Here is a 14,065-nt window from a genome sequence, read left to right as displayed (position 1 = left end):
GTGACCCGCCATGACCAATATCAGCAGCAATTCGGCTGCGATGTCGCCCGCCGACCGTATGCAGCTTGCGCTGCAGGCGGCGGTTTCTGCCGGCACCGTCAAGTCGACCGACCAGAGCGCACTGTCGAGCGCGCTCACCAATATCGATACTTCGCTTCAGTCGGGCGGCTCGCCCGCGCCGGGCACCGATCCCGGATCGATTAAGAACAAGGTCAGTTCGCTGATCGACGATCAGGTTTCGAGCGGGACGCTTACCGACGATCAGGCGACCGAACTGAAGCAGGTGTTCGCGCAGGCCACCGCCAAGATGGGCGGCCATGGCGGCCATCACCACATGCATGTCGGTGGAAGCTCGGCGTCGTCAGCCGATCCGACTTCGTCGACTAATCCGATCGATGCACTGTTCAGCGATCTCACCAACGCCATCGACGGCGTGCTTGGTACCAGCGCCACGACCGGCACATCCGCCACGGCGAGCACGAGCGGCGCCAGCAGCGCGACGGGCGCCACCACAGCCACTACCAGCGCCGACAGCCTGACCGCCTCGATCGATCAGCTGGTCGGCTTCCTGAAGCAGGTCGAACAGAAGATCGCCGGCAATTATACGGCTGCCGGCACGACCACAGCGTCGGCAACGACCGATCCGGTAATAGTCGACGCCAATGTCTGATTGATGCGTTCCGCCCCGGTTCCGCCGGGGCGGGCGCCTTTCCGGTCTTTAGCCGAGGCCGAGCGCGGCCTTGTAGGTGTCGAGCAGCATTTCCGCCTCGTCGCGGGCATGCTTTTCCATCTTACGCAGGCGCACGATCGCGCGCATCGTCTTGGCATCGTAACCTTGGCTCTTGGCCTCGGCGTAAACGTCGCGGATATCGTCCGCCATGCCCTTCTTTTCCTCTTCGAGCCGTTCGATTCGTTCGATGAAGAGACGCAGCTGATCCGCTGCGATCAAGTCCGACATTCCATATCCTCGTGTTTCTGGTGAGCCGACGCGCCTAGCCGCTCCAGGCCGGCATCCGCAATGGGGTGACGCCGATCAAATCGGCGGATAGGGGTGCGCACAAGAGGATTTGGAGCCAAACAGTGGCCGAAGGTAGTAACATTCAGTTTTCCGAGCGCGAGGCGCTCGATTACCACTCGTGCGGACGGCCGGGAAAGATCGAGATCGTCGCCTCGAAACCGATGGCGACGCAGCGCGATCTCAGCCTGGCCTATTCGCCGGGCGTCGCGGTGCCCGTACTCGCCATCGCTGAAGATCCGGGCAAGGCCTATGACTATACGGCCAAGGGCAATCTGGTCGCGGTCATCTCCAACGGGACCGCGATCCTCGGCCTCGGCAATCTCGGGGCGCTCGCCTCCAAGCCGGTGATGGAAGGCAAGGCGGTGCTGTTCAAGCGCTTCGCCGACGTCGACGCGATCGATCTCGAACTCGCGACCGAAGACGTCGATGCTTTCTGCAACGCGGTCGCGTTGCTGGAGCCGAGCTTCGGCGGCATCAACCTTGAGGATATCAAGGCGCCCGAATGCTTCGTGATCGAGCAGACCCTGCGCGAGCGCATGAACATTCCGGTGATGCATGACGACCAGCACGGCACCGCGATCATTACCGCTGCCGGGCTGATCAACGCCTGCTATCTCACCAAGCGCGAGCTCAAGGATATTCACGTCGTCGTCAACGGCGCGGGCGCGGCCGCGATCGCCTGCACCGAATTGATCAAGGCGATGGGCGTGTCCCCCGACAAGGTGATCATGTGCGACCGATCGGGCGTGATCTACCAGGGCCGCACCGAAAGCATGGATCAGTGGAAGTCCGCCCATGCCGCCATCACCGACAAGCGTACGCTGGCTGAGGCATGTGACGGTGCCGATGTCTTCCTCGGCCTGTCGGCCGCGGGCGCGCTCAAGCCCGAAATGGTCAAGAAGATGGCCAAGAATCCGATCATCTTCGCGATGGCCAATCCCGATCCGGAGATAACGCCGCCCGAGGCCAAGGCGGTACGGCCCGACGCGATCGTCGCCACCGGCCGGTCGGACTATCCGAACCAGGTCAACAATGTGCTGGGTTTCCCCTTCATCTTCCGCGGCGCGCTCGACGTGCGCGCGACCGCGATCAACGAAGAGATGAAGATAGCGGCCGCCGAAGCGCTCGCCAGCCTGGCGCGCCAGCAGGTGCCGGAGGAGGTGGCGGCGGCCTATGGCGGCAAAGCACCGCGCTTCGGCCCGGACTATATCATCCCGGCGCCGTTCGACCCGCGTCTGATGGAAATCATCCCGGCAGCAGTGGCCGAAGCGGCGATGCGGACCGGTGTCGCGCGCCATCAGATCGAGGATCTCGCGGCCTATCGCGAGTCGTTGAAGGCGCGACTGAGTCCGGCGACGTCGGTGCTGACGCTGGCGCATGCCAATGCCCGCGCCAATCCCAAGCGTGTCGTGTTCGCGGAGGCGGAGGAGGAAGTTGTGCTGCGCGCGGCAATCGCCTTTCGCGATGGCGGCTATGGCACGCCCGTTCTGGTTGGCCGCGACGAGGTGCCGGACAAGCTTCGCGCACTCGGGGTCGACGATCCGGACAGCTTTGAGCTGCATAACAGCCGCCATTCGCCGCTCGTGCCGCAGATGGTCGATTATCTCTACAATCGGCTTCAGCGGCGCGGCTATCTGCGCCGCGAGGTTGAGGCGATGGTCAACCAGGATCGCAATATCTTCGGCGCACTCCTGCTCGCGCTCGGCCATGCGGACGCGATGATCACCGGCGTCACCCGGACTTATGGCAAGACCTTGCGCCAGGTGCGGCGCGTGATCGATCCGATCGAAGGGCGTCGTCCGTGCGGGATCCATGTCATCGTCGGCAAGAAACACACCGTGTTCATGGCCGACACGATGGTGACTGAACGGCCGACGCCGAAGGAACTGGTCGCGATCGCCCAGCATACGGCGGACGTCGCCCGCAAAATGGGCCATGAACCGCGCGTCGCCTTCCTGTCTTACTCGACCTTCGGCAATCCGCCGGGCGAGTGGATCGACAATGTCCGCGATGCGGTGGCGTTGATGGAAGAGAAGGATCCGGGCTTCGAGTTCGAAGGCGAGATGGCGCCTGACGTCGCGCTCAACCCGAACATGCGCAAAGCTTATCCGTTCAGCCGCCTGTCCGGTCCGGCCAATGTGCTGATCTTCCCGGGCCTCCAATCGGCTAACATCTCGGCCAAATTGCTGCGCGAGGTGGATGGTGACGCGGTGATCGGCCCGATGCTGGTCGGCATGGAAAAGCCGGTCCAGATCGCGACGATGTCGGCGACCGCATCCGAATTGCTGACGCTGGCGGTGCTGGCCGGGGCCGGCATCGCGCACTAGGCTTATAACAAAGCCGCTGATTTGAGATCGGCGGCTTTGTTTGATTCTGGAATGTAGGACCGATCAGCCGCCGGGATTGTCGGCGGTCGTCGCCTTGTCGGTCGTCCCCGGCGCGATATTGCCGAACAGCTCCGAGAAGAAGCTGCGGTGCGAGCCGAGCACCGGCGTCTTGCGGCCATAAACCTGAATATCACGCACCGTCTCGACGCCTGTGCGCTGTACCGAGGCGACGTCGCCGTTCGCGGCGAAGCGCACCGCCAGCAGGGTCTGTGTCACCGGCTTGGGGGTGCTGAAGGCCAGGCTGCGCGTGTCGCGCGCCAGATAATACCAGGTATTGCTGCCGTCCCACGCGCTGTCGAAAGTCGGCCGTCCGAGCGTCTTGTTGACCGAATCCTTGTTGTCGACGCCGGGCTGGACCGTGTTGATCAGCGTGGTGTCGACGATATAGCCCTTGTGATCGCGCACCTGCGCGCAGCCCGCCAGCGCCACGAGGCTGAGCGCCGCGATTGCCCCGCGCTTGATCGATGCTGCCATGAAGTAACCCTTTCCCGACGCCAATCTTGAGCCTGACGGCCTGTGGCTGAACCCAGGCTTAGCCGATGACTCCACGCATCGGGATTGCAACCGCGCGCGCCGGCCTCAATATGCGGCGCTTGGCGGCTCCGCAAGTCGGAGCGCACGGAGATAGGTTGAATGGCAGGAGTATGGCGTCGTCTGTTCGGGCGGAGCGAGCGTGACGCGCTGGCGCCGCTTTACGGACATGTGGTCGCGGAAGCGCGTCGGCCGGACTGGTATCGGGCGGGCTGCGTGCCCGACACGCTCGACGGGCGGTTCGATATGGTGGCGGCGGTATTGAGCCTGGTCCTGCTGCGGCTGGAGGGCGAAGGCGAGGGTGGTCGCGCGCCCGCAGCCTTTCTCGCTGAATTGTTCGTCGAGGATATGGACGGGCAATTGCGCGAGCGCGGCATCGGCGACATCGTCGTCGGCAAGCATATCGGCCGGATGATGGGCGCGCTCGGCGGGCGGCTGGGTGCTCTGCGTGAGGCTTTCTCCAACGGCGAGCTCGACGACGTAATCGCGCGCAACATTTATCGCGGGACGCCCCCGAGCACCGAGGCTCTGGCGACGGTGCGGGACGGGCTGATTGCGTTGCGCGATCGGTTGTCGGCGCTGCCCGGCGCCGATCTCAAGGCGGGCGCGTGGCCGGCATGACCCCGGAATTTTCCAGGCCTTATCGATTGGACGAACTCGGCGGGGGCGTGCGCGCCGTGACGATCGAGGCGAACGAAGCGGAGCGTGCAGCGCTGGCGGTGCGCTTCGGACTGATCCAGATCGACGCTCTGGCTGTAACCGCCGAACTCGTTCGGGAGAACGACGCCGTGGTCGCGACCGGAAAATTGCGGGCCAGGGTAGTGCAAGCCTGCGTCGCGAGCGGCGCTCCGGTTCCGGCCAAAATCGCCGAGGATTTCGCGCTGCGCTTCCTGCCCGAAGCGGAGGTGGACGCAGCCGAGGAAATCGAGCTGCACGAAAACGATCTCGACGTGATCCCCTATGAGGGAAGTGCGGTCGATCTCGGCGAAGCGGCCGCGCAGACGCTGGCGCTGGCGCTGGATCCCTTTCCGCGTGCGCCGGACGCCGAGGAGAAACTGCGTGCTGCCGGTGTGATCGGCGAAGCGGATGCGGGCCCCTTCGCGGCGTTGAAGGCGCTCAGGGACAAGCTCTAGTGCCGCTTAGGCTGGTATTTTCTCGGCTAGATAGACGTAGGAAATGCCGGCCGGACCGATGAAGGGGTCGGGGACGATCTCCAGCAGCCGGAAGCCGGCATGGGCGAGCTCGGCGAACACCGCGCGCTGCGGCAAGGCGTGCATCTCCATCGAATCGCGCCAGCCCCCGGCGAGATACTGTTCGACCGAGAAGCTGTAGTCGAAGATCATCGCCGGTATCTGGAACAGCGCATAGCCACCGGGACGTACGCGCTGCAGGCCGGCGCGCAGCATCTCGCGCATGATCGGCGGTGGATTATGCTGCAACACGATCAGGCTGTAATAGAGATCGTAGGCGATATCCGAGCGCAGGAAGTCGCCCATCATCAGGAACTCGGTATCGTTCAGCCCGCTCGCCGCCGCGCGTTCCCGGGCGAGGCGAAGATGGCCCGGGCTGATGTCGACGCCGATATAATGGCCGAAATGCTGGGCGAACGGTGCCGCGAGCCGGCCGACGCCGCAACCGAAATCGAGCACCGACCGGACGCGCGCCGCCTCGACATCGTTGCGGGCAAGCAGGCGTGCGATCTGGTCGTAGGTGCCGAAGCCCGAGGCATAGAAATCGGCCAAGGTTGCCGCGTCGAGCGCCGCATCCCGATATTTGTCGGCGGTGAGCACCGACCAATAGGTCTGTTCCTCGCCATAGGCCGACCACACCTTCTCGACATGCGCACGCATCGCCGCGAGTTGCGCGTCGGTAGCTTCGGTCTCGATCGTGCCGGGCTGGCGCGCCTGCCAGATCGCGGCACTAGCCGCAGGCACGTTGCGCTCGACAAATTCTGGGCACGTCAGGAACGTGTTTAGGGCGTCGCCCAGCGCGATATTGGCGTCAGTATAATTGCGCACGACCGCGTCGCTCTCCGCCTCGCGCTTGAGCACGGTGCGATAGAGCGCACGGATATCCGCGTCCGAGGCGGGTTGTTCGAGCGCCACAGGCTTTTCCTAGTGATTTCGGGCCGGAACGCCGCGCCTCAGAACGGGACGTCGTCGTCCAGGTCGCTGTCGAATGCGGCCGGACGGCTCGCGCCGCCGCTGGGAGCGCCACCCCGGGCCGCGCCGCCGCTACCGCTGCCGACAGAGCTCGAATTGAAATCGTTGCCGCCGGCATCTTCGTCCCAGCCGCCGCTGCGGGCGCCGCCGCCTTCGCCTTCACGGCGATCAAGCAGCACCAGCACGGCGTTGAAGCCCTGCAGCACGATCTCGGTCGAATATTTGTCCTGCCCGTCCGAGCCCTGCCACTTCCGGGTTTGAAGCGCGCCCTCCAGGTAAACCTTGGAGCCTTTGCGCAGATATTTTTCGGCGACGTTGGCGAGCCCTTCGCTGAAGATCGCGACCGAATGCCATTCGGTCTTTTCCTTGCGCTCGCCCGACGTGCGGTCCTTCCACGTCTCCGACGTAGCGATGCGCAGGTTCACGACCTTGCCGCCATTCTGGAAGCTGCGCGATTCGGGATCACGCCCGAGATTGCCGACGAGGATCACCTTGTTGACCGAACCGGCCATTTTCTTCTCTCCGCTCGTAATGCTGTTCGGAGGGGACCTTAAAGCCCGAGCGCGGTCGCGGTCCAGAAGGTAATGCCCGCTGCGCACCAGGCGAGCACAAATAAGTAGCCAAGCGTGAAAGCGGGCCAGAGCCAGCCGTTGGTTTCGCGCCGGATCACCGCGATCGTCGACAGGCATTGCGGCGCGAACACGAACCAGGCGAGGAAGGCGAGCGCGGTCGGTAGCGACCAGGCACCGCGCAGCCGCAGCCCAAGGCGCTTCTGGCCGACCTTTTCATCGTCGCCGGCATCGATCGAATAAACCGTCTGCAAGGCCGAGACCGCGACTTCGCGCGCCGCCATCGCCGGAATGACCGCCAGCGCCATGTTATGGTTGAAGCCGACCGGCCGCACCACCGGTTCGAGCACCGAGGCGATCCGTCCGGCGATCGAATATTCGCTCTGCTTGATGCCGCTGCCTTCGGGCGCCACCGGATAGGAGGTCAGCACCCACAGCACGACCGTCACCCACAGGATAACGGTGCCGGCGCGGCGCAGGAAGATCAGGCAACGCTGCCACAGACCGAGCGCGACGTCGCGCCACACCGGCATCTGATATTTGGGCAGTTCCATCAGGAAGCCGCCGCCACCACCCTTGGTGACCGTCCGGCGCAGCACCGCCGCCACCGCCATCGCGCCGCCGATGCCGGCGAGATAGAGGCAGAACAGCACCAGTCCCTGCAGGCCGACGCCGGGCAGCACCCGTTTTGCGGGAATGAAAGCGCCGATGATCACGGCATAAACCGGCAAACGCGCCGAGCAGGTCATCAATGGCGCGATCAGGATCGTGGTCAGCCGGTCGCGCGGATCGTCGATCGACCGCGTCGCCATGATCCCGGGAATCGCGCAGGCGAAGGAGGAAAGGAGAGGGATGAAAGCGCGGCCCGATAATCCGACACCCGCCATCAGCCGGTCCATCAGGAAGGCGGCGCGGACCATATAGCCCGACGCTTCCAGCAGCAGGATGAAGAAGAACAGGATCAGGATCTGCGGCAGGAAGGCGACGACGGAGCCGACGCCGTTGATGATGCCGTCGACCAGCAAGGATCGCAGAAGATTGTCGGGCAAGGTCCGGATCGCGGTGTCGGCCAGCCACGCCTGCGCCGAGGCGAGCCACTCGATCGGAACCTGGCTCCACGAAAAGACAGCCTGGAACATGACGAACATCATGCCCGCGAGCAGGATCGGGCCGATCACCGGATGGAGCGCGACGCGGTCTAGCCGCTGGGTCCAGGCATTTTCGGCATGCTGCTGCACGGTGACTGCATCCGCGATGCGGCGCGCCTCGCGCTGGAGCTTGGTGATATCCTCCGGTTCGCCAGTGGCGAACACCGCCTTGCCCCCGCCGCCAACCGCGCGGCCAAGCGCGGCGCGCAATTCGTCGAGGCCGCGCTTGCGTACCGCCACCGTCGGTACGACCGGAACGCCCAGTTCGGCGGAGAGGCGGGCAATATCGATTACCAGCCCGTCGCGCTCCGCCATGTCGATCATGTTGAGCGCGACGACCACGGGCAGGCCGAGCGCGACCAATTGCAGGACGAAGCGCAGATGATTGTCGAGATTGGTGGCGTCGACGACCACCACCAACGCCGATGGGGTCCGCTCGCCCGCCTGACGCCCGAACAGCACGTCGCGCGTCACCTGTTCGTCGGGACTGGCAGGGTCGAGGCTGTACGTGCCCGGCAGATCGACCAGCTCGAGCGGGCGCCCATCATCGAGTGCCATGCGCCCGACTTTTCGTTCGACCGTGACACCGGGATAATTGCCGACCTTCTGGCGGGCCCCGGTCAACGCATTGAAAAGCGCGGACTTGCCGGCATTGGGGTTGCCGACCAGTGCGATCATAGGCGAAGGATTCATGCGGGTTCGACGGTAACCGTCGCCGCCACCTTGCGCCGGACCGCAATGATCATCCGGCCGACCCGGCAGGCGAGCGGGCCCTTCATCGCGCTGCGATGCAGCGCTTCGATCGCGACCCCGTCGTCAAAACCCAGTTCGCGAAGGCGCTGCGCCTCGCGCGGAGCGAGGCCCGTCCAGTCGATCGACGCGATGCGCGATGCCTGGCGAAGGGGAAGCTGGTCGAGACGCACGGAGCGGCCTTAATCTGTTTGTGCGACTTATTAGCAATAAGGATGCGCGCACGCCACTCTTTTGCGATGGATCTTATAGGGACATGAGGATTGGCGCCGCATGCGGCCGATCGGGCGCGCTAGCGAACGCGTCCAGCCATGATCGCGGCGTCGCTCGCCAAGGTGTCGGCGCGCTCATTCTCCGGGTGGCCGGCATGGCCCTTGACCCATTCCCAGCGGATCTGATGCGGCGCGGCGGCGGCGACCAGTTCCTGCCATAGGTCGGCATTCTTGACGGGCTGCTTGGCGGCGGTGCGCCAGCCGTTGCGCAGCCAGCCGGGCAGCCATTTGGTCAGCCCGTCCATGACGTAGCGGCTGTCGGTCGACAGCACGACGCGGCAGGGGCGTTTGAGCGCGGTAAGACCGCGGATCGCAGCGGTCATTTCCATGCGGTTATTGGTGGTGAGCTTCTCGCCGCCCGACAATTCCTTTTCCTTCTCGCCGGATCGGATCACGACGCCCCAGCCGCCCGGGCCGGGATTGCCCTTGCAGGCGCCGTCGGTTGCCATGTGGACCACAGGCAGTTCGCTCACAGGCCAAGACTTTCAGGATCGGCGTCGCGGTAGAAATCGAGCCGGCGCAGAAAGGCGAGCGGATCCTTGCGCGTCACCAGCGCATCAGCCGGCGTGTTCAGCCAATCCCACGCACGGGTCAGCAGGAAACGCAGGCACGCACCGCGGGCGAGGGCGCGGAACGCGTCGCGCTCTTCGGCGGAAAGCCCGAACGTCTCGTCATAGCCCGCGATCAACGCCGCCGCCCGGTCCGCGTGGAAGCCGGTGCCGTCATTCTCGAAGCACCAGGATGCATGCGTCACCGCCACGTCCCATGCGCGGACGTCGCTGCACGCGAAGTAGAAGTCGATCACACCCGTCACCGCCGCGCCGCGCATCAGCACGTTGTCCGGGAACAGATCGGCATGGATCACCGAATGTGCCAGCGTCGTCGGCCAGGACTGGTCGAGCCAGGTCAATTCTTCGGCGACGCGCAATCCCAGCCCCGGCGCGATCCGGTCGAGGTCGGGGCCGCAACGCGCCGCCAGCGCGCGCCACCCGGGCAGCCCCAGTGTATTGGGCCGCTCGCCGGTGAAATCTGTGAGCGCCGCGTGCATCTGGCCCAGCACCGCGCCGGTGGCGTGCGTCTGGGCTGGCGTCGGATGGCTGACCGAAACGCCGGGCAGGAATTCGATCAGGCAGGCGGGGCGTCCGGCCACCTCGCGGATCTGAAGGCCCGAACGGTCGCGAATGGCGCGCGGCACGTGCAGGCCCTTGTCCGCAAGGTGATCGAGCAGCGCCATGAAGAAGGGCAGATCGGCGCTGTCGACGCGCTTTTCGTACAACGTCAGGATGAAGCGCCCCGCGCTCGTATCGACGAGGTAATTGCTGTTCTCGACCCCTTCGGCGATGCCCTTGACCGAGATCAAAGTGCCGGCATCATAGGTTTCGAGCAGCGCCGACAACGCTTCCGCCGAAACCTGGGTGTAGACCGCCATTGCCCCCCGCTCCGGATCGGTCAGGCGGCGGCGAGCGTGCGCGGCAGCTTGAACACCATCGATTCGGGTTCGCCGTTCATCTCACGCTCGCTGACCGTGAAGTGCCGGCCCAGCCGATCGACCAGTTCGCGCACCAGCAATTCGGGAGCCGAGGCGCCCGCGCTGATGCCGAGCGTGCGCACGCCATCCAGCCAGGCGAGGTCGAGATCGGCCGCGCTTTCGATCAATTTCGCCCGTCGCCCGGCGCGCAACGCGACCTCGACCAGGCGTACCGAATTGGAAGAATTGGGTGCACCGATCACGAGCAGCGCATCGCACTGCGTGGCGATGTCCTTGACGGCCGCCTGCCGGTTCGACGTCGCGTAGCAGATATCCTCGCCGCGCGGCGCCTGGATCAGCGGAAAGCGGCGCCTGAGCGTCGCCACCACCTGTGCGGTATCGTCCACCGACAAAGTGGTCTGGGTCAGAAAGGCGAGATTGGCCGGATCGGCCGGCATCAGCGCCTCCGCATCCTCGTTGGTCTCGATCAGCGTCATCGCGCCCTCGGGCACCTGGCCGAGCGTGCCGATCACCTCGGGATGGCCGCGATGGCCGACGAACAATATGTGCCGCCCGGCCTCGACCAGCCGTTCCGCCTGGCGATGGACCTTGGAGACGAGCGGGCAGGTCGCGTCGATATAGTCGAGCCCGCGCTCGGCCGCCTTGTGCGGTACCGCCTTGGGCACGCCGTGCGCGGAAAAGACCACCGGCACGCCGTCCGGCACTTCATCCAGCTCCTCCACGAAGATCGCGCCCTTGGCCTTAAGCGCCTCTACGACATGGCGATTATGGACGATTTCGTGCCGGACATAGATCGGCGCGCCATATTTCTCGATCGACAGCTCGACGATGCGGATCGCGCGATCGACGCCCGCGCAAAAGCCACGCGGCGCCGCGATCAGCAGATCGAGCGGTGGCTTGTTTGAAAGGGGGGCGGTGTCTCCGTCCATCGCATCGCCTTAAGCGATTGCTTGCCCCCGCGAAAGCCGCTTCCTATGAGTGCCGGCCTTATCTTTGGTCCGCTAGGATGCGCCTCTTGATCCGTCGTCTGCTCCCCGCTTTTGCCCTGCTGCCGATCCTGGCGAGTTGCTCCAAGGAGGACGATTTCGACGTGAGCGGCGGGCTCAACGTCGTGCGGTCGACCTGCCCGGCGGTCGCGATTCCGGCCTATACCGGCGATGTCAGCCTGTTCAGCCCCGAGCAGAGTCAGGATGCGCGCGCGCTCGACGTCACCGCGACCGTCACCAATCTGCGCACCAGCTGCGATCAGACCGGCGACATCGTCCATACCAAGGTGACGTTCGACGTGGTCGCGCGGCGAGCCAGCCCACGCGGCGAGCGCGATCTGGTGTTCCCCTATTTCTCGACCGTGATGCGCGCCGGCACGACCATCATGTCGAAGCAGGTCAGCCAGGTGCTGGTCCACTTCGCCGACGGCCAATATCGCGCGACCGGCACCGCCGGCGCCGGCGCCGACATCCAGAAATCTTTGTCGACCTTGCCCACGGTCGCGCAGGCGCGCCTGCATCGCAAGCGTAAGGCATCCGATGCCGACGCCTCGGTCGATCCGCTCGCCGATCCCAGGATCAAGGCGGCGATCAACCAGGCGAATTTCGAGCTGCTGATCGGCTTCCAGCTGACCGACGCGCAGCTGAAGTACAACGCGACGCGTTAGTTTTCGGTTCGGTAAACGAACCAGGGCGGCACCGGCCCACACCCCCACCCGGGGCTCCCATAGAATAACCTGTTGGGAGGCCGGGTGGGGTGTGGGCCGGTGCCGCTTCAGGACATCTGAATCAAATCAATTACGCGCCGGCACGCCGGTCCAGCCGCCGGCGGTCGCGACGAACAGTTGCGCGCTGTCCAGATATTGGCGCGCGCTTGCCTCGACCGTGGCGGATAAGGCGCGCTGATAGACGCGCTGGGCGTCGACGATGTCGAGCACGCCCGAATTGCCGACCTCGAAACTGCGCCGCGACAATATCAGCGCATGGCCGGCGACATCGATCGCCTTCTGGTTGCTGTCGAGCGCCTGGCGGTCGTGATCGAGCGCGGTCAGCAAATCGGCGACCTGCTGGAAGGCGGTGAGCACGGTCTGGCGATAACGGGCGTCGGCGGCGCGTGCTTCGTCCACCGCTGCGCGCTGTTCCGCCTTGTACGTGCCACCGTGGAAGATCGGCGCGGTCAGGCCGGCGAAGATGTCGTAACCGCGAAAGCCGTTGCCCAGTACATTGCCGATATTGGGCGCGCCCTGCGTCAGCGTCGCCCCCAATGTGATGTCCGGATAGAGCCGCGCGGTCGCGACCCCGATCGCGGCGGTCGCGCTATGCAAATCCGCTTCCGACTGGAGGATGTCGGGCCGGCGGTGGACCAGTTCGGACGGCAGGCTGACCGGGATGGCGGCCGGCAGCGTGAGGTCGGCGAGCGTCACCTTCGGTGCGGTGAAATCGGCCGGCGCGACGCCGACCAGCAAAGCGAGCATGTGCGTCGCCGTGCTCAGCTGCTGATAGAGCGGCGGCAGGGCAGTCTCGTCGTCCGCGAGCTGGCTTTGCGCGGTCAGCACCTGGACAAGCGTGCCTTCGCCCGCGCGGCGGCGCTTGTCGGTCAGGTCGACATTCTTCTGGTCCTCACTGACCAGCAACTGGACCGTGGCGATCCGCGAGTTGATCGCTGCGACCGTGATCGCTTGGGTGACGACCTGGCCGGCGATCGCGAGATGCGCGGCCTCGGTCTGGCGCTGCTGCGCCTCGGCGTCAGCCGCCCCCTGCTCGGTCTGGCGGCGACGCCGGCCGAACAGGTCAAGGTCGAACGAGGCAATGCCGCCGACCGAATAGAGTGCGAATTCCGGGTTGGTACCGGGGAAGCCGTAGCTCGCAAAATTGATCTCCTGCTGGTCGACGCGCGCATTGGCATCGACCTGCGGCAATTGCGCGCCCCGTACCGCGCGCCATTGTTCGCGCGCCTTTTGCAGCGTCGCATTGCTTGCGGCGAGGTCCTGATTGTTCGCGAGCGCTCGATCGACCAGCGCATCGATGTCGGACGACCCGAACGCGGTCCACCAGCGGATCGGTGCGGTGCCGTTGGTGGCCGTGGCGCCGGACTGCTCGCCCGCCGCGAGATAGCCGGACGTGGCGGGCGACGCGGGGCGCTTGAAATCGGGTCCGACGGTGCAGCCGGCCAGCAGCGACAGCAGGACTGGAACGGCGATGAGGCGGATTGAGGACAATTTCATTCCATATGCACCTGGACAGGGGGAGCGGCGCGCTTCGGCTTACGTACCAGCAGCAGGAGCAGGATCGCGCCGCCGCTCAGGATCGCCAAAAACCAGAAGGCATCGACATAGGAGACCATCGCCGCCTGGCGCGAAATCTCGCCATTGAGCGCGGCGATCCCACCGGGCTCGCTTAGGCTGAAGCGCGCGGGCAGGTTGGCCATCGCCGGATTGTCCGGGCGCAGCCCTTCGGTCAGGCGCGAATGGACGATCTCGGTGTTGCGGATCGCCAGCACTTGCAGCGACGAGATGCCGATGCTCGATCCGATGTTGCGGATCAGGCTGTAGAGTGCCGTGCCCTGGGTGCGCAGGTTTCCGGGCAAGGTGGCGAAGGTGATGGTGCTGAGCGGCACGAACATGAAACCGAGCCCCATGCCCTGCAGGATGCCGGTGCGGATCAGCGTCCATTCCGAGACGTCGGGCGTGAAGCCGGTCATCTCCCACAGCACCGCGGCGGTGAGCAGCAGGCCCGACGCCAGCAGCACGCGG

The 14,065-nt window shown here is 65.3% G+C and carries 15 protein-coding genes and 1 pseudogene; 5 read left to right on the top strand and 11 right to left on the bottom strand.

The window, feature by feature from the left end:
* Positions 1-10: 10 nt before the first annotated feature.
* Positions 11-670 carry a hypothetical protein gene (locus VK533_RS16290; protein WP_324379631.1) on the top strand — a complete coding sequence of 220 codons (660 nt, stop codon included), beginning with the start codon at positions 11-13 and terminating at the stop codon, positions 668-670.
* A gap of 48 nt (positions 671-718) precedes the next feature.
* Here VK533_RS16290 and VK533_RS16285 read toward each other — a convergent pair whose 3' ends face one another.
* Positions 719-958 carry a DUF2312 domain-containing protein gene (locus tag VK533_RS16285; protein WP_324379629.1) on the bottom strand — a complete coding sequence of 80 codons (240 nt, stop codon included), beginning with the start codon at positions 956-958 and terminating at the stop codon, positions 719-721.
* A 122-nt stretch (positions 959-1,080) separates the two neighbouring features.
* On the opposite strand from VK533_RS16285, the gene VK533_RS16280 reads away from it, so the two are divergent.
* Positions 1,081-3,345 (top strand): NADP-dependent malic enzyme, encoded by a 2,265-nt coding sequence (locus VK533_RS16280; RefSeq protein WP_324379627.1) that lies wholly within the window; start codon positions 1,081-1,083, stop codon positions 3,343-3,345.
* A gap of 63 nt (positions 3,346-3,408) precedes the next feature.
* Here VK533_RS16280 and VK533_RS16275 read toward each other — a convergent pair whose 3' ends face one another.
* Positions 3,409-3,879 carry an outer membrane protein assembly factor BamE gene (locus VK533_RS16275; RefSeq protein WP_324379625.1) on the bottom strand — a complete coding sequence of 157 codons (471 nt, stop codon included), beginning with the start codon at positions 3,877-3,879 and terminating at the stop codon, positions 3,409-3,411.
* Between the two features lie 159 nt (positions 3,880-4,038).
* Here VK533_RS16275 and VK533_RS16270 point away from each other — a divergent pair, with 159 nt between their 5' ends.
* Together VK533_RS16270 and VK533_RS16265 are read left to right on the top strand one after the other, a co-directional pair.
* The gene (locus tag VK533_RS16270) at positions 4,039-4,557 is read left to right on the top strand and encodes a ubiquinol-cytochrome C chaperone family protein (protein ID WP_324379623.1); all 519 of its coding nucleotides are present in this window, start codon (positions 4,039-4,041) and stop codon (positions 4,555-4,557) included.
* Positions 4,554-5,069: a YceD family protein gene (locus VK533_RS16265; RefSeq protein WP_324379675.1), complete on the top strand. Its 516-nt coding sequence runs from the start codon at positions 4,554-4,556 to the stop codon at positions 5,067-5,069. The genes VK533_RS16270 and VK533_RS16265 overlap by 4 nt, the downstream gene beginning before the upstream one ends.
* A 6-nt stretch (positions 5,070-5,075) precedes the next feature.
* On the opposite strand, the gene VK533_RS16260 is transcribed toward VK533_RS16265, so the two are convergent.
* The 7 genes from VK533_RS16260 to ispH form a co-directional block, all read right to left on the bottom strand.
* Positions 5,076-6,041, bottom strand: a complete 966-nt coding sequence (locus VK533_RS16260; protein WP_324379621.1) for a class I SAM-dependent methyltransferase — start codon at positions 6,039-6,041, stop codon at positions 5,076-5,078.
* Positions 6,042-6,079: 38 nt separating this feature from the next.
* Complete coding sequence (gene ssb / locus VK533_RS16255; protein ID WP_324379619.1) at positions 6,080-6,610, bottom strand: single-stranded DNA-binding protein; 531 nt, start codon at positions 6,608-6,610, stop codon at positions 6,080-6,082.
* A gap of 38 nt (positions 6,611-6,648) precedes the next feature.
* Positions 6,649-8,508 (bottom strand): ferrous iron transporter B, encoded by a 1,860-nt coding sequence (feoB, locus tag VK533_RS16250; RefSeq protein WP_324379617.1) that lies wholly within the window; start codon positions 8,506-8,508, stop codon positions 6,649-6,651.
* Positions 8,505-8,738, bottom strand: coding sequence for a FeoA family protein (locus VK533_RS16245; protein ID WP_324379616.1), 234 nt, complete (start codon positions 8,736-8,738; stop codon positions 8,505-8,507). The genes feoB and VK533_RS16245 overlap by 4 nt, the downstream gene beginning before the upstream one ends.
* A 119-nt stretch (positions 8,739-8,857) precedes the next feature.
* Complete coding sequence (gene rnhA, locus VK533_RS16240) at positions 8,858-9,286, bottom strand: ribonuclease HI (RefSeq protein ID WP_324379673.1); 429 nt, start codon at positions 9,284-9,286, stop codon at positions 8,858-8,860.
* A gap of 20 nt (positions 9,287-9,306) precedes the next feature.
* Complete coding sequence (gene thrB / locus VK533_RS16235) at positions 9,307-10,266, bottom strand: homoserine kinase (RefSeq protein WP_324379613.1); 960 nt, start codon at positions 10,264-10,266, stop codon at positions 9,307-9,309.
* A gap of 20 nt (positions 10,267-10,286) precedes the next feature.
* Positions 10,287-11,255: a 4-hydroxy-3-methylbut-2-enyl diphosphate reductase gene (gene ispH / locus VK533_RS16230; protein ID WP_324379611.1), complete on the bottom strand. Its 969-nt coding sequence runs from the start codon at positions 11,253-11,255 to the stop codon at positions 10,287-10,289.
* 77 nt (positions 11,256-11,332) lie between these two features.
* On the opposite strand from ispH, the gene VK533_RS16225 reads away from it, so the two are divergent.
* Positions 11,333-11,980, top strand: coding sequence for a hypothetical protein (locus VK533_RS16225; RefSeq protein ID WP_324379609.1), 648 nt, complete (start codon positions 11,333-11,335; stop codon positions 11,978-11,980).
* Positions 11,981-12,106: 126 nt separating this feature from the next.
* Here the strand turns inward: VK533_RS16225 and VK533_RS16220 are convergent, their stop codons facing one another.
* On the bottom strand, positions 12,107-13,537 hold the full coding sequence (locus VK533_RS16220; protein ID WP_324379608.1) for an efflux transporter outer membrane subunit: 1,431 nt from the start codon (positions 13,535-13,537) through the stop codon (positions 12,107-12,109).
* Positions 13,534-14,065, bottom strand: a pseudogene (locus VK533_RS16215) (EmrB/QacA family drug resistance transporter); the annotation flags it as partial. The pseudogene VK533_RS16215 and the gene VK533_RS16220, both read right to left, overlap by 4 nt.

The sequence above is a fragment of the Sphingomonas sp. genome (genome assembly GCF_035317925.1).
Taxonomy (GTDB): domain Bacteria; phylum Pseudomonadota; class Alphaproteobacteria; order Sphingomonadales; family Sphingomonadaceae; genus Sphingomonas_I.
The sequence above is the reverse complement of the archived record's forward strand: the minus strand, read 5'-3'. Positions and strand labels throughout refer to the sequence as shown.